The 20,818-nt window shown below is 64.4% G+C and carries 17 protein-coding genes and 1 pseudogene; 8 read left to right on the top strand and 10 right to left on the bottom strand.

Features of this window, described 5'->3' with window-relative positions:
* Nucleotides 1-11: 11 nt before the first annotated feature.
* The 3 genes from flgK to ACYVHH_RS02460 are packed head-to-tail and all read left to right on the top strand — an operon-like array spanning nt 12 to nt 4,537.
* Nucleotides 12-1,985, top strand: coding sequence for a flagellar hook-associated protein FlgK (flgK, locus tag ACYVHH_RS02470; protein ID WP_460563435.1), 1,974 nt, complete (start codon nt 12-14; stop codon nt 1,983-1,985).
* A 14-nt stretch (nt 1,986-1,999) separates the two neighbouring features.
* Entirely contained in the window at nt 2,000-3,307 is a 1,308-nt protein-coding gene (gene flgL / locus ACYVHH_RS02465) for a flagellar hook-associated protein FlgL (protein WP_460563433.1), read from the top strand.
* A 3-nt stretch (nt 3,308-3,310) separates the two neighbouring features.
* Complete coding sequence (locus ACYVHH_RS02460; protein ID WP_460563432.1) at nt 3,311-4,537, top strand: HDOD domain-containing protein; 1,227 nt, start codon at nt 3,311-3,313, stop codon at nt 4,535-4,537.
* Here ACYVHH_RS02460 and ACYVHH_RS02455 read toward each other — a convergent pair.
* From ACYVHH_RS02455 to ilvA, 4 genes are read right to left on the bottom strand one after another with little or no spacing between them, the layout of a single operon-like run.
* Complete coding sequence (locus tag ACYVHH_RS02455) at nt 4,532-5,449, bottom strand: 5'-nucleotidase (RefSeq protein WP_460563431.1); 918 nt, start codon at nt 5,447-5,449, stop codon at nt 4,532-4,534. The two genes, ACYVHH_RS02460 and ACYVHH_RS02455, sit on opposite strands and share 6 nt — an antisense overlap.
* A 31-nt stretch (nt 5,450-5,480) precedes the next feature.
* The gene (locus tag ACYVHH_RS02450; protein ID WP_460563430.1) at nt 5,481-6,068 is read right to left on the bottom strand and encodes a histidine phosphatase family protein; all 588 of its coding nucleotides are present in this window, start codon (nt 6,066-6,068) and stop codon (nt 5,481-5,483) included.
* A gap of 6 nt (nt 6,069-6,074) precedes the next feature.
* A complete protein-coding gene (locus ACYVHH_RS02445) occupies nt 6,075-6,929 on the bottom strand; it encodes an adenosylcobinamide-GDP ribazoletransferase (RefSeq protein WP_460563429.1) in 855 nt (284 codons plus the stop codon).
* 20 nt (nt 6,930-6,949) lie between these two features.
* Complete coding sequence (ilvA, locus tag ACYVHH_RS02440; RefSeq protein WP_460563428.1) at nt 6,950-8,536, bottom strand: threonine ammonia-lyase, biosynthetic; 1,587 nt, start codon at nt 8,534-8,536, stop codon at nt 6,950-6,952.
* A gap of 308 nt (nt 8,537-8,844) precedes the next feature.
* On the opposite strand from ilvA, the gene ACYVHH_RS02435 reads away from it, so the two are divergent.
* Nucleotides 8,845-9,294 (top strand): OsmC family protein, encoded by a 450-nt coding sequence (locus ACYVHH_RS02435; protein WP_460563427.1) that lies wholly within the window; start codon nt 8,845-8,847, stop codon nt 9,292-9,294.
* A 22-nt stretch (nt 9,295-9,316) separates the two neighbouring features.
* On the opposite strand, the gene ACYVHH_RS02430 is transcribed toward ACYVHH_RS02435, so the two are convergent.
* From ACYVHH_RS02430 to dctP, 5 genes are all read right to left on the bottom strand, one after another.
* Entirely contained in the window at nt 9,317-10,225 is a 909-nt protein-coding gene (locus ACYVHH_RS02430) for a DMT family transporter (protein WP_460563426.1), read from the bottom strand.
* Nucleotides 10,226-10,286: 61 nt separating this feature from the next.
* Nucleotides 10,287-13,580 (bottom strand): fused isobutyryl-CoA mutase/GTPase IcmF, encoded by a 3,294-nt coding sequence (icmF, locus tag ACYVHH_RS02425; RefSeq protein WP_460563425.1) that lies wholly within the window; start codon nt 13,578-13,580, stop codon nt 10,287-10,289.
* A gap of 111 nt (nt 13,581-13,691) precedes the next feature.
* Nucleotides 13,692-15,185 carry a TRAP transporter large permease gene (locus ACYVHH_RS02420; RefSeq protein ID WP_460563424.1) on the bottom strand — a complete coding sequence of 498 codons (1,494 nt, stop codon included), beginning with the start codon at nt 15,183-15,185 and terminating at the stop codon, nt 13,692-13,694.
* Nucleotides 15,182-15,826, bottom strand: a complete 645-nt coding sequence (locus ACYVHH_RS02415; protein ID WP_460563423.1) for a TRAP transporter small permease subunit — start codon at nt 15,824-15,826, stop codon at nt 15,182-15,184. Before ACYVHH_RS02415 ends, ACYVHH_RS02420 begins: the two co-directional genes overlap by 4 nt.
* A gap of 97 nt (nt 15,827-15,923) precedes the next feature.
* Nucleotides 15,924-17,012, bottom strand: a complete 1,089-nt coding sequence (gene dctP, locus ACYVHH_RS02410) for a TRAP transporter substrate-binding protein DctP (RefSeq protein WP_460563422.1) — start codon at nt 17,010-17,012, stop codon at nt 15,924-15,926.
* 321 nt (nt 17,013-17,333) lie between these two features.
* On the opposite strand from dctP, the gene ACYVHH_RS02405 reads away from it, so the two are divergent.
* The 4 genes and pseudogenes from ACYVHH_RS02405 to ACYVHH_RS02390 all read left to right on the top strand — a co-directional run bounded on the left by ACYVHH_RS02405 (nt 17,334) and on the right by ACYVHH_RS02390 (nt 19,584).
* Nucleotides 17,334-17,603: a metal-sensitive transcriptional regulator gene (locus ACYVHH_RS02405; RefSeq protein WP_460563421.1), complete on the top strand. Its 270-nt coding sequence runs from the start codon at nt 17,334-17,336 to the stop codon at nt 17,601-17,603.
* Nucleotides 17,572-18,153 (top strand): annotated as a pseudogene (locus tag ACYVHH_RS02400) (MBL fold metallo-hydrolase); the annotation flags it as partial. The gene ACYVHH_RS02405 and the pseudogene ACYVHH_RS02400, both read left to right, overlap by 32 nt.
* Before the next feature lie 201 nt (nt 18,154-18,354).
* Entirely contained in the window at nt 18,355-18,765 is a 411-nt protein-coding gene (locus ACYVHH_RS02395; RefSeq protein ID WP_460563611.1) for a rhodanese-like domain-containing protein, read from the top strand.
* A 42-nt stretch (nt 18,766-18,807) separates the two neighbouring features.
* The gene (locus ACYVHH_RS02390; RefSeq protein WP_460563420.1) at nt 18,808-19,584 is read left to right on the top strand and encodes a type III pantothenate kinase; all 777 of its coding nucleotides are present in this window, start codon (nt 18,808-18,810) and stop codon (nt 19,582-19,584) included.
* Nucleotides 19,585-19,590: 6 nt separating this feature from the next.
* On the opposite strand, the gene ACYVHH_RS02385 is transcribed toward ACYVHH_RS02390, so the two are convergent.
* On the bottom strand, nt 19,591-20,808 hold the full coding sequence (locus tag ACYVHH_RS02385) for a M20 aminoacylase family protein (RefSeq protein ID WP_460563419.1): 1,218 nt from the start codon (nt 20,806-20,808) through the stop codon (nt 19,591-19,593).
* Nucleotides 20,809-20,818 lie beyond the last annotated feature (10 nt).

Here is a 20,818-nt window from a genome sequence, read left to right as displayed (position 1 = left end):
AGGATTCCAACGTGAGCAGCCTCAACATCGCAAGCCGCGCCTTGACGACCAACATGACTGCATTGCAGGTCATTGGTCACAACATTTCCAACGCCAACACGGAAGGCTATTCCCGGCAGACCGTGCAGCTGCAGCAGGTGCCTGGGCAGCTGTTTGGCAACGGCTACTTCGGCAAGGGCGTCGAGATTGCCAGCGTGGAGCGCAGCTACAACGCCTTCCTGACCCGCGAGGCCAATCTCGCGAAGTCGGCCGCAGCGGCAGACAACATCCGCTACAGCCGCCTGCAGCAGCTGGAGCAGCTGTTCCCGATGGGGTCGGCAGGCATGGGCACGCAGCTCAACGGATTCCTCAACTCCTGGGGAGACGTGGTGGCTTCGCCCACCAACCAGACGGCTCGCGGGGTGGTGTTGACCCGTGCGGAGGAAATCGCCACCAGGCTGCGCCAGACGGCGTCCCAGCTCGACGAGATGACCGTGACGACCCGCACGCAGATCGAGGCGGGGATCAACACAGTCAACCGCCTGGCCAAGGACATTGCCACGCTGAACCAGAAGATCGTCGAGGCTTCCGGGTCGGGACGCAGCCCCAATGACCTGCTTGACCAGCGCGACAAGCTGGTGGCCGAAATGAACAAGTACGTGCAGACGAGCACGCTGGTGGCCAGCGATCAGTCCATGACGGTGTTCGTGGCCGGGAGCTATCCCATCGTGCTCGGCAGTTTTTCGAACACGCTGGTGAACCCGCCGCCGACCGACACGGCGGGCAACCTGTCGCTGGCGCTTGGCAACAAGGACGCCATCATCAACAACGACCTGCTGGGTGGTGGCGAACTCTCGGGCTTGCTGCGCTTCTACAACCACGACATTGGGGATGTTCGCAACCAGCTGGGACGTCTGGCGCTGTCGATGGTGGAACTGACCAACATGCAGCACAAGGCTGGTCTGGACCTGAACGGTCAGCCCGGCGGAAACCTGTTCCAGGACATCAGCTTTGCGAACGCCATCGTCAAGGACGTCAGCAACACCACGACCACCTCGATCGGTGTGATTCCCGGCGACCCGGCAGCGGCCACGAAGTTCAAGGCGAGCGACTACACGGTCACCTATGCCAGCACCAACGAGGTGCAGATCCGTCGCAACAGCGACGGCCTGTATTTCTCAGGCATCGATGGCACGACTGGCGACTACCTCTGGACTTCGACGGCCCCCAGCACGCCGCTGACGCTGACATCCGACGTGGACGGCGACTACATCGATTTCGATGGCCTGCGCTACCGGCAGGATACGTCCACGGGGTCTTTTGCGGCCGGTCAGTCGCTGTTGCTGAGGCCTTTTGCCACCGTGGCTTCGCAGGTGCGGGTGGTGTTGAGTTCTCCCTCACAGCTGGCGGTTGCCAGCCCTGTGTACGTTGAGACGGCCACGGGCAACTCCGGCAACCTGCAGATCGAGTCCCTGTACCGGCCGGCTGGCACAACGCCCCCTGGTGGGTGGACAGCCACGACGATCGAGTTCGTGGCCGGCGGCTACACGACCGACGGTGGTGTGACGGTGACGCCCTTCGTTTCGGGGCAGCCGATCGAAGTGGACGGATTCAAGCTGACGCTGCGTGGAACGCCGTCGGTGGGCGACACGTTCACCGTGCGCGACGCCGTGAGCGCGGGTGTGGACATGCGCCAGAACGCGGGCAACGGGCAGGCCATGCTTGCATTGAGGGACGCCAATGCGCTGGACGGCTACACCTTGTCGGACGGTTACATCCCCGTGTTTGCAGCGGTCTCGTCCAGCATCCAGACCGCGAAATCGGCGTCAACGTTCTCCACTGGGGTGGCAGAGGTGGCCGAAGCCGCCCGCGCGAACCAGGCTGGTGTCAACCTTGACGAGGAAGCTGCCAGGCTGCTGCAGTTCCAGCAGGCTTACCAGGCGGCAGCCAAATACCTGCAGACGGCGCAGTCGATCTTCGATACGCTGCTGCAGACCTTCCGTTGAACCAAGGAGCCGACATGAGTTACTTCAGAGTCAGCACTGCCCATACCTACGACTCCACCATTTCCCGCATCACGCAGCGCACCGCCGAGGTCTCGCAGATGCAGGAAAAGCTCTCGGCTGGCAAACGGGTGCTCCGGGCAACGGACGACCCGGTTGCCGCCACCATGGCGGAACGCGAGGCCAACCGGCTCATGCGCGTGGAGGCCGACATGCGTGCACTGGAGCGCTCGCGCGCATCGCTCGAACAGGCCGAAGGCACCGTCGGTCAAGCGGCCGACATGCTGCACCGGGTCAAGGAATTGATCGTCCAGGCGGGCAACACGGGTTTGTCCAACAGCGACCGTCTCAGCATTTCCTCCGAGCTGCGGGGCTTGCGGGAACAGCTGCTGAACCTGGCCAACACGCAGGACAGCGAAGGGTCCTCCCTTTTCGGAGGGCTGGGGGTGATCAACACCTCCGGCAAGGCGTTTGCCGACGTGTTCTCCGCCACACAGTCCACGGTGGTTTACCAGGCCATTCCCGGGCAAGCCACGTCGTCGGAGACCGGTTTGCCCAACCGCGTGGACGGCGACTATGCGCTGATGCGCAACCTCACCGGCAATGGAGTCTTTGCCGCAGAGCATGTCAGCGGCTCGGTGCACATCGCTGGCGGCGGGGTGTTCGACCAGACGGCAGTCAACGGGCAGGTGTTCCCCTACGATGGCGCCGTCGACCCTCAGGGGCGTTACGAGCTTGAATTCGTCGAGGTGCCCGGCGCGCCATCGCGTCTGGAAATCCAGGTCACCCAGTACGACAAGGGCACAGGAACCTCCAACGTGCTGACGCCGAACATCGATCTGGGTGAGTACGTGCCGGGTACGCCGATCGGCCTGACGAGCAAGTCGGTGCAGTTCGAAGGCATTCAGGTGACGCTGACAGGCTCAGCCACGCCGGGCGCCCGCCTGGCCATCCACCCCAGTGAACCAGACAGCCTGTTTGCCACACTGACCCGCACCATCGACGCACTGGAGAACAGCGGAGCGACAGATGGCCTGACCAAGGTCACGCAGGCACTCAACCAGGCGCACCAAGAGATCGCAACCGGTCTGGACCGGCTGCTGCTGGTTCGCGGCCGCCTGGGCGAGTGGCTGCGCCGCGCCGACAGCCTGGACTCGCAGTTGCAGGACCGCTCACTGAACCATGAGAAGCAGCTCTCCAATCTGACGGACCTCGACATGGTCAAGGCGATCTCGCAGTTCCAGATGCAACAGCTGGGCCTTCAGGCGGCCCTGCAATCGTACGGGCAGGTGCAAAAGCTATCGCTCTTCCAGTACATTGCCTGATGTATGGCATTCAACATTCTTGAGCACGTCACATTCACCTACCAACCCATCTGGGGGCCGAAACGCCAGCTGATCGGCGTTCGTCTGCGCGTGCGTGCCTTGCACCCGGACTCGGTGGATGCGGCGCACCTGCTTGAGGCCCTGGAAAACGAGTGGTCGCGCGACGCGCCATTCCTGCTCGTCTCGTTCACCGATCAGGCGCAGCTGCTGCAGGCCCTGGCGTTCAACCCGCACGACTCGATCTGGCTGGAGCTGCCGGACTTTGGCGAATACACCCCGCCGGAGGTGGTACAGGCGGTGGCGCTGGCACGCCGTGTCGGGCACCGGCTGGTGCAGCGCTCGCCCCTGGCCCGTGCGCGCGTTCTGGGCGGCGGCAACGGCGCCAAAAACTTCCGGTACCTGCTTGACCTGTGGCCGGATCAGGTGGCGCAGGCCATGATCGCTTCTGAGCAGAAAGGCCGGCCAGGCGGGCAGGCGACCCCCTTGCTGCCCGATCAGCTCTACCATCACCTGGGCACACGGCCGCTCGCTGCCCATGCCCTGGACGACGCCAAAGGCTGGGGGGTGTGTGGCTGGCCCACCGAAGACGTGCTCAAGTCTCATCAGCGGTACGGTGTGCCTGTGGACAGGCGTACCCTGGTGCGTGTGCAACAGGCGCTGATGCACGAATCGTCGATGGATGCGGTGGAGCACCTGATCCACCAGGACGCGGTGCTGACGCACCGTGTGCTGAGGCTGGTGAACTCTCCCCTGTTCGGGTCAACGCGCCAGGTGGAAACGGTGCGTCAGGCCTTGTTCCTGCTGGGGCAGACGCGCTTGCGCGATTGGTTGCTCGAATTGATGCCGGGTTCTGCGACGGACGTGGATCTGCTGCCTGTGCGCCAGTCGTTGGTGCTGCGAGGTAAGCTGATGGCACAGCTGATGAATGCGGGTGTGCAGAACAACCTGGCCACCGAGATCTACGTGACCGGCCTGTTTTCCGGGTTGGGTCAACTGACGCATGAGCCTTTGGGGGTGGCCCTGGGCAGGGTGCCTGTTTCGTCCGCCGTCAGCGACGCGCTGTTGCGCCAATCCGGCCCTTACCACGTGTACCTCGACATCGCCCAGCGCATGGAAAGTCCGGAACAGCTGGAACATCTGGCCAACGTCTGCGCCGAGGCCGGGTTCGGGCTGGACCATGTGAACCGCGCGCTGCTGCGCACGTTTTCGCAGTGGCGCAACGTTTTATGACGCCGTAGGAACGGTATTCGAGATACCGCTGGCCACGTGCCCGGCCGGGACGTGGCGCGACGCGGACTCGATGTGCCGCGTCTGGTCGTCGAAGAAGAAATCGGGCTCGAACTCGCGCAGGAACTCGCCCTTGGGCAGTCCACCCAGGAACATCGCCTCGTGCACGTCGATGTTCCATTCCATGAGCGTTCGAATGGCGCGTTCGTGCGCCGGTGCGCTGCGCGCCGTGACCAGGGCGGTACGGATACGCATGCGTGCCGTTCCTTCGCTCTGCAGCCGGTGCAACGCTTCCAGCAGGGGCTTGAACGGTCCACCGGGCAGGGGTTGGCTCGCCTTGCTGGCTTCGTGTTCCTGAAACATGCTGAGCCCGTCACGCTGGTAGACACGTTCGGCCTCGTCCGAGAACAAGACCGCGTCGCCGTCGAAGGCAATGCGGACTTCATGGGGGTGCGCGTCGGATGCGCGAACCGACAGCGGGTACACCCGCGCGGCGGGCACGCCCGCTTCCAGGGCCGCCTGCACGTCACTCAGGTGTGTGGACAGGAACAGGTTGGCGCGCAATGGCCGCAGGTAACGCCAGGGCGGCATGCCGCGGGTGAACACGCCACGTTGTATGGGCAATTCGTAGTGCTTGGCCGAGCGGAACACGCGCATGCCCGAAACCGGGTCGTTGCGTGACAGGATCACCACCTCCACCCGCTGGTGTTCTGCATCGTTGAAGCTCAGCAGCTTCTGGACCAGCGAGAACGCCACACCAGGGCTGGCCGGTTCTTCCAGCCGCTGCAATTGCAGCTGCATGTAGGCACGGTCGTCACCCTGCTCGAAGATCAGGTTTTCTTCCTCGAAGTCGAAAAGCGCGCGCGAGGAAATGGCGACGACGAGCTGACCGTCCAGGTTGGGTGCGTTAGACATGGAAGCGCCATCTTAGTGGAAAGGGGCAGGCTCACCAACGCTGTACCGTCCAGGCACCCGGTTCGGGGGCTTCGCGCGGCCAGTCGCTGCTATGCAGCGGACACGCCGTGCCACCGTGCAGCAGCGTCATCGCCCGTGCCACACCAGCGTGCGTGACCCAAACCACCCGGTTCAGCCCCTGCTCCTGGCAGATGCGGCGGCAGTCTTCCCAGGCAGCGGCCACCCGCGCCATGAGCTGCGCGACACTTTCGCCGCCGCCCACGCGGTGGTGGGCAAAGTTCTGGTTCCAGGGGATGAAGTCTTCTTCGGTCAGGGAGTTCCATGGCCGGCCTTCCCAGGCGCCGAAGTCCATTTCGGCCAGGCGCCGGTCGGTTTGTATGGCCACGGTGCCGGGCCAGTGCCGGGCAAGCGTCGTGGCCAGGGCCTGTGCTCGCTGCAGGGGAGACGTGCGCACCACCAGCCGTGGTGTGGGCATGGCCGACAGGGCCGTGGCCAGGGCCAGCGCAGCCTCGGCGGTGTGGGCCGGGTCGGCGGGTACGTCACTGCGGCCGTAACAGGTGCCGGGTGCCACCAGCGGGCGGGCGTGGCGCACCAGCCAGAGTTCCAGTGAAGCCGCCATCGTCGTTCAGCGCCAGCCCAAGGCCAGCGCCATGGCCAGATAGGCGGTGATTTCGCTGATCTGCTGGCAGGCGCCCAGGCCGTCGCCGGTGAAGCCTTGCAGGCGCCGGGCCAGGCGGCTGTGCACCGCCAGCCAGCCCAGGGCCGAGCCCGCCACGCCCCACAGCAGCACCTCGGCTTGCGCTTGGGCCGTGGGCAGGCCACCGCTCCAGTGCGCAGGCAAGGCATCGGTCAGCCACAGCGCCAAAGTCACCGCCAGCGCGCACCACAAGGTGCCAGCGGCAAGCGCCGCGTTGCCTATCTGGTCGGCGAGCGGTTTGGACTTGCTCTGCGCCGTGTCGCCCACATGGGGCAACAGCCGTATGGTCAGCAGGGGCCAGGTGCGCGACGTCACATGGGCCAGGGCCAGGCCCAGAGCGGCAACGCTGAGCGACACCTGACCCAGCAAGGCCAGCAGCACCACCTTGGTCAGCAGCACCAGCACCAGCGCCATGGCACCAAAGGCGCCTATGCGCGAGTCCTTCATGATCTCCAGCGCACGCTCGCGGTTGTAGCTACCGCCCAGACCATCGGTCAGGTCGGCCAGGCCGTCTTCATGGAAGCCGCCCGTGACCCAGATGGTGGCGAAGGTGCTGAGTACCGCCGCCGCCCAGGGCGTGGCACTGGTGCCCGGCAGTTGCAGGCACAGCAACAGGTAGACCACGGCGGCCACCGTGCCCACCACCAAGCCCACGCCGGGGAAGTGGGCCGCACTGGCGCGCAGCATCGCGGGGCTGAAGCCCACCCAGCGTGCCAGCGCACCAGTCACTGGAATGCGCGTGAAGAACTGCAGCGCCAGCAGGAAGTGCCTGATGCCTTGCACGTTGCGCTGCCTGTGGCGGGTCAGGCCTTGAGGAACAGCCGGAACACCGGGTTCTGGGTTTCTTCCACGTAGGGGTAGCCCAGGGTGTCCAGAAACTTCTGGAAGGCCTTGCCGTCCTTGTCGGGCACCTGCAGGCCCACCAGAATGCGGCCGTAGTCAGCTCCCTGGTTGCGGTAGTGGAACAGGCTGATGTTCCAGTTCGGCCGCATCAGGCTCAGGAACTTGAACAGTGCGCCCGGGCGCTCCGGGAAGACGAAGCGCAGCAGGCGTTCTTCCTGCGCCAGCGGGGAATGTCCGCCCACCATGTGGCGGATGTGCTCCTGTGCCAGGTCGTCGTGCGTCAGGTCCAGCGTGGCAAAGCCGTGCTTCTCGAAGTTCGTGGCAATCTTGGCGCTTTCGCCCTTGCCGTGGGTGGTCAGGCCCATGAACACGTGGGCCACCTTGGCGTCGCTGATGCGGTAGCTGAACTCGGTGACGTTGCGCGGGCCACCGGGCAGGCCGCCAATGGCTTCCAGGAAGCGCTTGAAGCTGCCGCGCTCCTCGGGGATGGTCACCGCGAACAGCGCCTCGCGCTCCTCGCCCACCTCGGCACGCTCGGCCACGAAGCGCAGGCGGTCGAAGTTCATGTTCGCGCCGCACAGGATGGCGGCGTAGGTCTCGCCCTTGGTCTTGTTCGCCGCCACGTACTTCTTGATGGCCGCCACGGCCAGCGCGCCCGCAGGCTCCACGATGCTGCGCGTGTCCACGAAGATGTCCTTGATGGCGGCGCAGACAGCGTCCGTGTCCACGGTGATGAATTCGTCCACCAGGCCGCTCGCCACGCGGAAGGTCTCCTCGCCCACCAGCTTCACAGCGGTGCCGTCGCTGAACAGGCCGACGTCGGGCAGGGTGACGCGTTCGCCCTGCGCCACCGACTGCATCATTGCGTCGGAGTCGTTCATCTGCACGCCAATGACCTTGATCTCGGGCCGCACGGCCTTGATGTAGTTGGCCACACCGCTGATGAGACCACCACCGCCGATGGCCACGAACACCGCGTCAAGCCGTTGGCTGCCCAGGCTTTGCAGCTGGCGCAGCATTTCCATGGCAATGGTGCCTTGCCCGGCGATGACGTAGGGGTCGTCAAAGGGGTGCACGAACGTCAGCCCCTGTTCCTTTTCCAGCTTGACCGAGTGCTGGTAGGCGTCGGAATAGCTGTCGCCGTGCAGCACGACTTCGCCGCCCAGTGCCTTGACTGCCTCGATCTTGACCTGCGGCGTGGTGGTGGGCATGACGATGACCGCGCGCGTGCCCAGCTTGTGCGCACCCAGTGCCACGCCCTGCGCGTGGTTGCCCGCCGAGGCGCAGATGACACCACGCTGCAACTGCTCGGGCGACAGGTGGGCCAGCTTGTTGTAGGCGCCGCGCAGCTTGAAGCTGAAGACGGGTTGCTGGTCCTCGCGCTTGAGCAGCACCTTGTTGTGCAGGCGGCGGCTCAGGTTCTTGGCCGGTTCCAGTGCCGACTCCACTGCCACGTCGTACACGCGGGCGGTCAGAATCTTCTTCAGGTAATCAGCGGGAGTCAGCGGGATGGCAGGGGCGGCGGGAGGGTTCTTTTTGGAGGGCATGGTGCAACCGGATGGCGGCAATGGCCGCCAATGACAAGGCCACATCATAAAACCGTGAACACCCCGGGCCGGCAGACGGCCGTGGGGGCGGGTGCTGCAGGTAAAAAAAAGCCCGGACGCGGGGTCCGGGCATGAACCACCCATAGAGGGCAGAGGAGACAACTGTCAGCGGGGCAAAGCCCCGGGCGATGAAAGCGGAATCAACGGTGGATTCGGATTTCATACAATGGCTCTAAGTATAAACCCGAAATTTGTGCGTTGCAACATCCTGTGTTGACCGGGTGTTGTTTTTTTGGAGATTTCCCGCGATGGAATGCACCGTCACCTGGACCGGCGCCGCTGGTACCCGTTCGAACATGGGCTTTGTGGCCGAGACTGGCAGCGGCCATGTGCTGGCCATGGACGGCGCGCCCGACGCCGCCAAACCCGAAAACGGCGGAGCCAACCTGGCGCCGCGCCCGATGGAGACCGTGCTGGCAGGCACTGGCGGCTGCACGGCCTACGATGTGGTTCTGATCCTCAAGCGCGGCCGCCACGACGTGCGGGGGTGCAGCGTGAAGCTGACCAGTGAGCGCGCCGAAACCGAGCCTAAGGTCTTCACCAAGATCCACATGCACTTCACGGTCACGGGCAAGGGCATTCCGGCCGCCGCCGTGGAACGGGCCATTGCCATGAGCCACGAGAAATACTGCTCGGCCAGCATCATGCTGGGCAAGACGGCGGACATCACCACCAGTTTCGACTTGATCGAAGCCTGATCCAGACAAACCCTAAAAACGCTCAGGGATGTTCCGCACTCGTGTGGATGTCGGCCTGCGCGTGAACGCGCTCGTGCCGGACCAGATAGATGCCGCTGGCCACGATGATGGCTGCCCCCAGCAGGGTGTAGACGTCGGGCAGGGTGTGCCAGAACACCCAGTCCAGCCCGATGCCCCAGGCCAGGGCCGAATACTCGAAAGGCGCCACGGCAGAAGCCTGGCCGTGACTGAACGCCTGGGTGATGGCGAGTTGCCCGCCGAAACCCGTGATGGCCAGGGCCAGCAGCAGCCAGCCATCCTCCGCCCGCACTGCCACCCAACCAGGCAGCGCCAGCGCGCCGCCAAAAACCGCCATCATCACCATCGACCAAAGCACCAGGCTCTCGGGCGCGTCGGTACGGCATAGCAGGCGGCCCGACACGGCCGACGCCGCATAGCAGGCCGCTGCCGCCAGCACGGCCATGCCCGCCCAGCCGACGAAGGCGTCCGGGCTGGGGCGCAGGGCCACCACCACGCCCACCAGCCCCACGCCGATGGCCCACCAGTGCGTGCGGGGCACGCGTTCGCCCAGCACCGGAATGGCCAGCAGCGTGATGAGTAGCGGGGCAATGAAGAACAGCGTGTACGCGTTGGACAGGGGCAGCCCGTGCACACCGTAGGTGAAGAGCGAGAGCATGCACACGGCCAGCACGCCGCGCAGCAGGTGCAGTGGCCAGCGCAGGTGCCACACCTTGTGCCAGGCGCGCCGCCAGCTCAGGTAGCCAAACACCAGGGGCAAAGCCACCAGCCCGCGCAACGTGGCTACCTGCACGGCAGGGTAATGGTCGGCCAGTGTCTTGAGGATGCTGTCCATCAAGGCAAAGAAGCCCACCGCCACGACCATGGCGGTGATGCTCTTGACGTTGCCCTGGTGGCGGGAATGGAGGGGCATGGGGTGGGTCACCGGCCGACTATAGCCGCGCCCGTGCCCCATTCTGGTGCCACTTTCACATTCACATGTTGCGCCGGTATTGGCCACCCACCTCGAACAGCGCCGAGGTGATCTGCCCCAGCGAGCACACGCGCACGGCGTCCATCAGCACCTCGAAGACGTTGCGGTTTTCGATGACCGCGTCCTTCAGGCGCTGCAGCATGGCCGGGGCCTCGCTGGCATGACGCTGGTGAAAGTCGTTCAGGCGGGTCAGCTGGCTTTGCTTTTCCTCTTCGGTGGAGCGGGCCAGTTCCAGGCTTTCAGGGATCGGGTCGCCATGCGGGTTGCGGAAGGTGTTGACGCCGATGATGGGGTACTCGCCCGTGTGCTTGAGCATCTCGTAGTGCATCGATTCGTCCTGGATGCGGCCGCGCTGGTAGCCGGTCTCCATGGCGCCCAGCACGCCGCCGCGCTCGGCAATCCGCTCGAACTCCGCCAGCACGGCTTCTTCCACCAGTTCGGTCAGCTCGTCGATGATGAACGCACCCTGGTTCGGATTCTCGTTCTTGGCCAGGCCCCATTCGCGGTTGATGATGAGCTGGATCGCCATGGCGCGGCGCACCGACTCCTCGGTGGGGGTGGTGATGGCCTCGTCGTAGGCGTTGGTGTGCAGACTGTTGCAGTTGTCGTAGATGGCGATCAGCGCCTGCAGCGTGGTGCGGATGTCGTTGAAGGCGATTTCCTGTGCGTGCAGGCTGCGGCCGCTGGTCTGGATGTGGTATTTCAGCTTCTGGCTGCGTTCGTTGGCGCCGTACTTGTCGCGCATGGTCACGGCCCAGATGCGGCGCGCCACGCGGCCCAGCACGGTGTATTCCGGGTCCATGCCGTTGCTGAAGAAGAAGCTCAGGTTGGGCGCGAAGTCATCGATGTGCATGCCGCGCGCCAGATAGGCTTCCACGAAGGTGAAGCCGTTGCTCAGCGTGAAGGCCAGCTGGCTGATCGGGTTGGCCCCGGCTTCGGCAATGTGGTAGCCGCTGATGGACACCGAGTAGAAGTTGCGCACGTCGTGGTGCACGAAGTATTCGGCGATGTCGCCCATCACCTTCAGGCTGAATTCGGTGGAGAAGATGCAGGTGTTCTGGCCCTGGTCTTCCTTCAGGATGTCGGCCTGCACCGTGCCGCGCACGTTGGCCAGCACCCATTCGCGGATCTTCTCGGCTTCGGTGTCGGTGGGCTCGCGGCCGTTGTCGGCCTTGAACTTCTCCATCTGCTGGTCGATGGCGGTGTTCATGAACATGGCCAGGATGCTGGGCGCCGGGCCGTTGATGGTCATGGACACCGATGTGCTCGGGTTGCACAGATCGAAGCCCGAGTACAGCACCTTCATGTCGTCGAGTGTGGCGATGCTCACGCCCGAGTTGCCCACCTTGCCGTAGATGTCGGGGCGCGGGTCGGGGTCGTGCCCGTAGAGCGTGACCGAGTCGAAGGCGGTGGACAGGCGCTTGGCGGGCATGCCTTCAGAGAGCAGCTTGAAGCGGCGGTTGGTGCGGAAGGGATCGCCTTCGCCGGCGAACATGCGGGTGGGGTCTTCGCCTTCGCGCTTGAAGGCGAACACGCCAGCGGTGTAGGGGAAGCTGCCGGGCACGTTCTCCAGCATCAGCCATTTGAGGATTTCGCCGTGGTCCTCGAAAGTGGGCAGGGCCACCTTGCGGATCTTGTTGCCCGACAGCGTGGTGTGCGTGATCTGGGTGCGGATTTCCTTGTCGCGGATCTTGACCACGTACTGGTCGCCCGCGTAGGCCTTCTGCATGTCGGGCCATTGGGCAAGCAGCTTGCGGGCACCCGGGTCCTGCTGCAGCTCGCGCTGCTGGGCCAGATCGATGACGGCCTCGGCAGCCTTGGCACGGTCGGGTTTGCCTATGCGCAGCATCTCGGCACTGCTGCGCAGTTGCTGGATTTCGCGCGCCAGACGGGCCTGTTCACGGGCCTTCTTCTTGTAGCCGCGCACGGTGTCGGCAATCTCGGCCAGGTAGCGCGTGCGGGCAGGGGGCACGATGGGTGTCTGGTTGCTGCTGTGGCGCACGTTCACCACGGGCAGGCGGCCATCGCGCAGGGGAAGGCCCAGCTCAGCCAGACGATGTTTCAGCGCCTGATACAGAGCGGTCACGCCGTCGTCGTTGAAGCGGGCGGCCATGGTGCCGAACACGGGCATCTCTTCAGGGCGCTTGCCCCAGGCTTCCTTGTTGCGCTGCACCTGCTTGGCCACGTCGCGCAGCGCGTCAGAGGCGCCCTTGCGATCGAATTTGTTGATGGCCACGAACTCGGCGAAGTCGAGCATGTCGATCTTTTCCAGCTGGCTGGCCGCGCCGAACTCGGGCGTCATCACGTACATGGGCACATCGACGTGCGGCACGATGGCGGCGTCGCCCTGGCCAATGCCGGAGGTCTCCACGATCACCAGGTCGAAGCCCGCCACCTTGCAGGCGGCAACCACGTCCGGCAGGGCCGCAGAGATCTCGCTGCCAAAGTCGCGCGTGGCCAGGCTGCGCATGTAGACGCGGGAGCCTTGCTGCCACGGAGAGATCGCGTTCATGCGGATGCGGTCGCCCAGCAGCGCGCCGCCGCTCTTGCGGCGGCTGGGGTCGATGCTGATGACCGCCACGCGCAGCGCGTCGTTCTGGTCCAGCCGCAGGCGGCGGATGAGTTCGTCGGTCAGGCTGGACTTGCCCGCGCCGCCCGTGCCGGTGATGCCCAGCACCGGCACTTTCGTGCCCTGTGCCTGCTCGCGCAGCTTCGTCACCAGCCCCTGATCGGCACGGCCGTTTTCCAGCACGGTGATCAGCTGGGCCAGGGCGCGCCAGGCGGCGTCGGTGTGGCCCTGTATGGCCGCCAGCGCCTTCGGTGCGTGGGCTGACACGTCCTTGTCGCAGCGCATCACCATCTCGCCGATCATGCCCGCCAGGCCCATGCGCTGGCCGTCCTCGGGGCTGTAGATGCGGCCCACGCCGTATTCCATCAGTTCGCGGATTTCGGCGGGCACGATCACCCCGCCGCCGCCGCCAAAGACCTGGATGTGCTCGCCGCCGCGCTGGCGGAGCAGGTCGACCATGTATTTGAAGTACTCGACGTGCCCGCCCTGGTAGGAGCTGATGGCGATGCCCTGGGCGTCCTCCTGCAGCGCTGCCGTCACCACGTCGTCCACCGAGCGGTTGTGCCCCAGGTGGATCACCTCGGCTCCCATGCTCTGCAGGATGCGCCGCATGATGTTGATGGCCGCGTCGTGCCCGTCGAACAGGCTGGCGGCGGTCACGAAGCGGACCTTGTGGGTGGGGCGGTATTCGGCCAGCGCCTTGAATTCAGCGGACAGGTCGGTCATGGCGAGGGTCTCCTGATCGTGTTTACGTTTACGTAAACGTCAATATTAACCGGAATCGAAAAAAAAGGGCGCATTGCGCGCCCTTCGGTTTCCCGTTTCGGTGCTGTTCCGTCAGCGGCTGTAGACCAGCGACGGCAGCCAGGTGGCTACGCCCGGCACCAGCACAACGATGACCAGGGCCAGGACCTGGATGGCCAGGAACACCAGTGACGACTTGAAGATCGTTGCCATGGAGATGGAGGGCGGCGCCACGCCACGGATGTAGAACAGCGCGTAGCCGAATGGCGGGCTCAGGAAGCTCATCTGCATGTTCACCAGGTACAGCACGCCGAACCACAGGACGACCGCATCCGGCGACGGGCCGGGCAAACCCAGCAGGCCGTCGAAGGTGAGCGACTTGATGATGGGCACGAAGATGGGCACGGCCAGCAGGAGGATGCCCACCCAGTCCAGGAACATGCCCAGGATGACCAGCAGCACCATCATGATCAGCAGAATGCCGTAGGAGCCGAGGCCGGTGCCCAGGATGGTCTCGGTGATGAAGGCCTGCCCGCCTTGCAGTATGTACAGCCCCACGAAGATGGACGCTCCGAAGATGATCCACAGCACCATGGCGGTGGCTTTCAGCGTCGAGGTGCTGGCCTGGATCAGGCCATCCAGCGTGAAGCGCTTGTGCATCAGTGCCACACCCACGGCGCCAAAGCTGCCCAGGCCGGCGGCTTCCACCGGGGTGGCAATCCCCGCAAACAAGAGCCCCAGCACGATGAGCACCAGCGCGATCGGTGCGACCAGTCCTTTGAGCAGCGCCAGCTTCTGGGTGGTGGTCAGCCGCTCCTCCAGCGGCACGGGTGGTCCCAGTTTCGGGTTCAGGGTGGTTCGCACCACCACGTACAGGATGTACAGGCCCGACAGCAGCAGCCCCGGCATCACGCTGCCAAGGTACAGCTCCCCGACCGACTGCTGTGCCACCACGGCGTACAGAATGGCCAGGATGGAAGGCGGAATCAGCACGCCCAACGTCCCCCCCGCCATGATGGAGCCCATGGCAATCTGCGGGTCGTAGTTGCGTTTGAGCATGGCGGGCAGCGCGATGATGCCCATGGTCACGATGGCGGCGCCCACCACGCCGACCATGGCGGCCAGCAGCGTCGACGCGACGATGGTGGCCACGGCCAGCCCGCCGTGCAGGCCGCCCATCCACTGGTAGACGGCATCGAACAGTTCCTCGATCAGCCCTGCGCGTTCCAGCATGGTTGCCATGAAGATGAACAGCGGAATGGCGGCCAGGTCGGGGTTGGTCATCATCGGGAAGATGCGGCTCGGGATGATGTTGAGCATCGCGGCGTCTCCGAGCAGGTACAGGAAGACGACGCCGAGCCCCCCGGCCACGAAGGCGAGCGGCAGCCCCGCCATCAGCAGGACAAACAGCGAGCCGAACATGACCCACGTGAGCGTGGCCATGTCGACGCCTGCCAGCGCGCCTTGCAGCCGGAACAGGAAATACGCGTCACCATAGGGGTCGTAGGCCAGGATGTTGACGATCTCCACGCCAACGATGGCGGCGGTCAGCAGAGACAGTCCATAGGTCATCAGACGCAGGTTCATGCTGCACCTCCTTCGCGCAAAGTGCGTTCAAATGTGCGGATGTCCTTGATGAGCTGGGAGACGCCCGCCAGCAGGATCAGCAGCGTGCCAAGGAACATCATTGCCTTGACCGGCCAGTAGTGCACCTGCCACGTTTCAATTGACCGTTCGTCGATGTCGATGCTGCCCTTGAAGAAGGTCCAGGACGTTCCCAGCATGGCAAGCACGAAGACGAAGAAGAACACGCTGGTGAAGACGCTCACCGCGGCTTGTTTGCGCGGTGTGAGCTTGGCGTAGATGACGTCCACCCGCACGTGCGCGCCGTGCAGCAGGCCGTAGGCGCCAGCCAGCATGTATTGCATGCCGAACATCAGGAAGCTGGCCTCGTGGACCCAGATCGTCGGCATGTTGAACAGGTAGCGCGCAGTCACCTCGTAGGTGTAGATGACCACGGCGTTGACACTCCACAGCGCCACGAAGGTGCCGCTGCGGTCGCTGATCCAGTCAAGCAGCCGTTCGCCCCCCTTGGCCTGAGGGTGGTATGGCACGGCGGGCATCACGCCCCTGGCCTTGGCCAGGGCCATGATCAGCAGGGGCATGACGGCAAGCCAGCCCCAATAAATCCAGTGCGGCAGGACAAAACCTACGCTTTCGGTATCCATGTGTTTCCCCAAGAAGGAAGCGGCCACCGGCTGACCGCTTCGAGAGCGAACCTGCCAGCCAGCGGCCGGCAGGTTCACCTTTTTGATGTGCGCGGTATCAGAGCTTCTGGCCCTTGAGCATGGCGTCGTCGATGTAGCCGACGACACCGTTCTTCATGTAGTCCAGTTGCAGCTTGAACACCCGGGCGGCGTCCGCATCCTTGCGTGCCCAGTTGAACCAGATCGGGATGGAGGCCAGGCGGAACTTCTCCGTGTCGGCGTTCGACAGGCGGGAAACCTGGGTGCCCGCCGCGGCGAACTTCGCCATCGCGTCCACGTTGGCCTTCTGGATGGCCACGTATTGCGTCAGCGAGTAGGCCTTGACCTGTTCTTCCACGAAGGCCTGCATCTTGGGCGACAGACGCTTCCAGGCACCCATGTTCACGGTCAGGTCCATCAGGTCCACGGGCTGGTAGAGGCTCATGGTGCCGGGCGGGCCCATCAATATGTACTTGGTCACCTGGTGGAAGCCCAGGTCGTAGTTCACTGCGGGGCCCACGAAGTCGGCCGCGTCGATCGTGCCCTTTTCCAGGGCGGGGAAGATGTCCGATCCAGGCAACGCCACCGTGGACACACCGAACTGCTGGAACACCTCCGACACCATTCCCCCGGGCAGGCGGATCTTCTTGCCCTTCATCTCGGCCAGCGTGGTGATGGGCACCTTGGAGTGGATGATGTTGGCGTCGTGCTGGATGGTGCCCACGAAGAACATGCCCTGCTTGGCGTAGATCTGGCGCGCCATCTCCAGCATGCCCATGCCGTAGAAGAGCGTGTCCCACTGCGCGGGCTGGTCCGGCCCCATGGGGTAGCTTGAGAGAAACACCGTGGCCGGGATCTTGCCGGCCCAGTACAGCGTCCAGGGCACCATGCCTTGCAGCACGCCGGTCTTGACTGCTTCGAACAGGGCGTTGTTGTCCGCTGCAACAGCTTTGGCGGGGAAGGGTTGAATGGTCAGCTCGCCGCCGGATTTCTCCTTGAACTCGTTGCACCAAGTTTCAAACAGGCGGTAGCCGGTCGTGCCTGCGTCCCAGGTCGTCTGAACCTTCCAGGTCTGGCCGCGTGCGGTCTGTGCGTTGCTGACAAAGGGTGCCGCCAGGGCGCCCATGGCACCTGCCTTGAGCAGGCCGCGTCGAGTCTTCACATCCATGCTTGTCTCCAATGGTTATGCCGTCCGATATGAGGCGATCGCAGTTTCAGCAGTGCATGGGGTGCGGGTCCTGCGTGTAAACCCTGGGGTGTAGTAGCGTTGGAGACAGTGTGGTTCGTTCTGTGAGGTAATTTGTCTTTTAAGTCATTGATTTAAAAGATGTTTTGTTGGATATTGAATGTATGTACAAATCTTTTTGAATATATTTCCAACAGGTCTTGAAGATGCGATTGCTGATGTCTGCAGTCCAATGTGCCCTGTTTTAAGGGGTTTTTGTTTTTGACTTTGATACTGTGTTGGGTATAGTTTCGTGGTTCATTCATGCTGTCGACGATGGAGTGGGCCATGGTTTCTGTTAACGACCCCGAACGCAAACGGGCATTGCTGTTGCGCCTCAAGCGTGTGGAGGGGCAGTTGCGCGGCATTCAGCGTCTCATCGAGGACGACGTCGATTGCGAGAAGGTTGCCCAGCAACTGGCCGCCGCACGCAAGGCGCTGGACAAGTCCTTCTTTATGATGGTGGGGTGTGTGATCGCGCAGGGCGAGACTCCTCCGGACGATGTGGCAGAAATGCTGGCGCGTTTTTCCTGAGGCGTCCCTGCTGGCGAACGCGCAGGAGGAACCACCGATGCAGCCCATTCAACTTTTCGACCCGGATTCCAGCACCTACACCTACGTGCTGTTCGACATAGATACCCGCGATGCGCTGATCATCGATCCCGTGGACACGCAGCTGGAGCGCGATCTGGCGGTGCTTCGCGAGCGCGGACTCAAACTGGTCTGGACGGTGGAAACCCACGCCCATGCGGACCACATCACCAGTGCGGGCAAGCTGGCCGAGCACGCTGGCGCGCGCACCGCAGCGCCAGCGGCCTGCGGTATCACCACCGCATCGATCCAGCTGAACGATGGCGACGAGCTGCAGTTCGGCCGCCAGTCCATTCGTTCGCTGGCCACGCCCGGGCACACGGCCGGCAGCATGTGCTTCACCTGGGACGTGGATGGCGGCCACCACGTTTTCACGGGTGACACACTGCTCATCAATGGCTGCGGCCGCACCGATTTCCAGTCGGGCAGCGCCGAAGCGATGTACCACAGCCTGACGCAGGTGCTTTTCAAGTTGCCGGCGGACACCGTGGTGTGGCCAGGGCACGACTACCAGGGGCGCAGCCATTCGACGATCGGTCAGGAGCAGTCGAGCAATGCGCGGGTGGCGGGAAAGTCCTTGGAAGAGTTTGTGGCCATCATGAATGGGCTGAATCTGCCAAAGCCCCGCCGCATCGACGAGGCCGTTCCTGCCAACCTCACTTCCGGGTTGCGCCATGACGCCGACGGCGCATTCATGCAGATACCGCGTCCCGCACAGGCCTACGCGGGCGATGTTTCGCCTCAGCTGGCCTGGCAATGGGTGCAGGCAGGCCAGGCCGTGGTGGTGGATGTGCGCACCGACGCAGAGCGCGAATGGGTGGGTTTCGTGCCCGGCGCGGTGGCGCTGGCATGGAAGCAGTGGCCCGGCATGGCCATGAACCCGGGGTTCGACGACGGTGTTCGGGCCGCAGCCGCCGACGGCAAGAAGCTGCTGATGCTCTGCCGCAGCGGCGTGCGCTCGATCGCTGCGGCGAAGCGCGCCACCGAGCTGGGTTTCGACGCGTACAACATCCTGGAAGGCTTCGAGGGAGATCCCGACGGCGACGCCCACCGGGGCCGCAAGGGCGGCTGGCGCTTCCATGGCCTGCCCTGGCGGCAGAACTGATCCATTGCCGAAGATCCCCTGGCGAGTGTTTATCATCCGCGCATGACACTGCTTGCATTGGACGTCGGCAACACCCGCCTGAAGTGGGCCTTGTACGAGAAGGCCGCCGTGGGCGCGCGCATGCTGGCGCACGGCGTTCAGTTCCTTGAGAACATTGAAACCCTGGCCGAAGGCGATTGGGCGCAGTTGCGCGCGCCTGCGTGCGTGCTGGGGTGCATCGTCGCCGGTGACGCGGTCAAGCGCCGCGTCGAGGAACAGATGGAGTTGTGGGACGTGACGCCGCAGTGGGTCGTGTCCAGCGCCGCCGAGGCGGGTCTGGCCAACGGTTACGATCACCCGGCGCGCCTGGGCTCCGACCGCTGGGTGGCCATGATCGGCGCACGCCAGCGCCTGCTGGCCCGTGGCTTGCGGCAACCTTGCGTGATGGTGATGGTCGGTACGGCGGTGACGGTCGAGGCCATCGATGCGGAAGGGCACTTCCTGGGCGGCATCATCCTGCCGGGGCATGGCATCATGCTGCGCGCCCTGGAGTCCGGCACCGCCGGCCTGCACGTGCCCACGGGCGAGGTTCGCGACTTCCCCACCAACACCAGCGATGCCCTCACCAGTGGCGGCACCTTTGCCATTGCCGGAGCGGTGCAGCGCATGGTGGACAACCTGCGTCACCGAACCGGTCAGGAGCCGGTATGCGTGATGACCGGTGGCGCGGGCTGGAAGATGGCGCCCAGCATGACGGTACCCTTTGAACTGGTCGAAAGCCTGATCTTCGATGGCCTGCTGGCCATCGCAGCCCAGCGTTTCGGAGCTTGCGAGAACTGAGCTGCGTCAGGCCGCGGGCCGCGCCAGCCAGCGCGTGGCCAGTTCCACCCAGTAGGTGCCGCCCAGCGGAATCAGGTCGTCGTTGAAGTCGTAGCGTGCGTTGTGCAGGGTGCACGGGCCCGCATCGTGTCCTGAACCTTCGTACTTGCCCCGGTGGGCACCGTTGCCGTTGCCGATGAAGCAATAAGCCCCGGGTTTGGCCTGCAGCATGTAGGCAAAGTCTTCCGCGCCCATGGTGGGCTCCTGGGGCAGCACCTGGTCCACGCCCACAATCTCCTGCATCACCTCACGCGCGAACGCGGCTTCTGCCGGGCTGTTGACGGTGGGCGGGTAGTTGCGGTCGAACTCGAATTCACACGTTGCCCCAAAAGCGGCGCAGGTGTGGCGCGCAATGTCGCGCATGCGCTCTTCGATCAGGTCCAGCACTTCCAGCGTGAAGGTGCGCACCGTGCCCTGGATCTCGCAGGTGTCGGGCACGACGTTGGTGGCCTCACCGGTGTGGATCATGGTGACCGAGATGACGCCCGCATCCACCGGCTTCTTGTTGCGGGTGATGATGGTCTGGAAGGCCTGCACCATCTGGCAGGCAATTGGCACCGGGTCCACCGTGTTGTGGGGCAGGGCGGCGTGCCCGCCCTTGCCACGGATGGTGATCTTGAATTCGTTGCTGGAAGCCATGACCGGCCCCGGGCTCACGGCGAATGTGCCTGCCGCGAAGCCGGGCCAGTTGTGCATGCCGAATACCGCTTCCATGGGGAAGCGCTCGAACAGCCCATCGGCGATCATCTCCCGGGCACCACCACCACCTTCCTCCGCGGGCTGGAAGATCAGGTAGATGGTGCCGTCGAAAGTGCGGTGTTTTGCCAGGTGCTGCGCGGCGGCCAGCAGCATTGCGGTATGGCCGTCGTGGCCGCAGGCGTGCATCTTGCCGGTGTGCTGGCTGGCGTGGGGGAAGGTGTTGAATTCCTGCATGGGCAGCGCGTCCATGTCGGCGCGCAGGCCAATGCCCCGGCCACAGGCGCCGCCGTCACGGCCATGGACGATGCCGACCACCCCGGTCTTGCCCATGCCACGGTGTATGGGAATGCCCCATTCGGTGAGCTTCTGCGCCACCAGGTCGGCGGTGCGCACCTCCTCGAAGCAAAGTTCGGGGTGGGCGTGTATGTCGCGCCGGATCTGGGCCAGGGCCGCTGCCTGGGAGAGGATGGAGTCGTTGAGTTTCATACCGCTGCCT

The sequence above is a fragment of the Hydrogenophaga aquatica genome, assembly GCF_054780915.1.
This window is presented reverse-complemented; position numbering and strand designations above follow the sequence as displayed.

What these genes read in the sequence shown, in the direction of transcription:
- ACYVHH_RS02450 (WP_460563430.1), bottom strand. Translation starts at nt 6,068, where the DNA reads ATGGCGGCTTCACTGGAACTCTGGCTGGTGCGCCACGCCCGCCCGCTG.
- ACYVHH_RS02420 (WP_460563424.1), bottom strand. Translation starts at nt 15,185, where the DNA reads ATGAACCTGCGTCTGATGACCTATGGACTGTCTCTGCTGACCGCCGCC.
- flgL (WP_460563433.1), top strand. Translation starts at nt 2,000, where the DNA reads ATGAGTTACTTCAGAGTCAGCACTGCCCATACCTACGACTCCACCATT.
- icmF (WP_460563425.1), bottom strand. Translation starts at nt 13,580, where the DNA reads ATGACCGACCTGTCCGCTGAATTCAAGGCGCTGGCCGAATACCGCCCC.
- ACYVHH_RS02460 (WP_460563432.1), top strand. Translation starts at nt 3,311, where the DNA reads ATGGCATTCAACATTCTTGAGCACGTCACATTCACCTACCAACCCATC.
- dctP (WP_460563422.1), bottom strand. Translation starts at nt 17,012, where the DNA reads ATGGATGTGAAGACTCGACGCGGCCTGCTCAAGGCAGGTGCCATGGGC.
- ACYVHH_RS02395 (WP_460563611.1), top strand. Translation starts at nt 18,355, where the DNA reads ATGCAGATACCGCGTCCCGCACAGGCCTACGCGGGCGATGTTTCGCCT.
- ilvA (WP_460563428.1), bottom strand. Translation starts at nt 8,536, where the DNA reads ATGCCCTCCAAAAAGAACCCTCCCGCCGCCCCTGCCATCCCGCTGACT.
- ACYVHH_RS02415 (WP_460563423.1), bottom strand. Translation starts at nt 15,826, where the DNA reads ATGGATACCGAAAGCGTAGGTTTTGTCCTGCCGCACTGGATTTATTGG.
- ACYVHH_RS02455 (WP_460563431.1), bottom strand. Translation starts at nt 5,449, where the DNA reads ATGTCTAACGCACCCAACCTGGACGGTCAGCTCGTCGTCGCCATTTCC.
- ACYVHH_RS02405 (WP_460563421.1), top strand. Translation starts at nt 17,334, where the DNA reads ATGCTGTCGACGATGGAGTGGGCCATGGTTTCTGTTAACGACCCCGAA.
- ACYVHH_RS02385 (WP_460563419.1), bottom strand. Translation starts at nt 20,808, where the DNA reads ATGAAACTCAACGACTCCATCCTCTCCCAGGCAGCGGCCCTGGCCCAG.
- ACYVHH_RS02430 (WP_460563426.1), bottom strand. Translation starts at nt 10,225, where the DNA reads ATGCCCCTCCATTCCCGCCACCAGGGCAACGTCAAGAGCATCACCGCC.
- ACYVHH_RS02390 (WP_460563420.1), top strand. Translation starts at nt 18,808, where the DNA reads ATGACACTGCTTGCATTGGACGTCGGCAACACCCGCCTGAAGTGGGCC.
- ACYVHH_RS02435 (WP_460563427.1), top strand. Translation starts at nt 8,845, where the DNA reads ATGGAATGCACCGTCACCTGGACCGGCGCCGCTGGTACCCGTTCGAAC.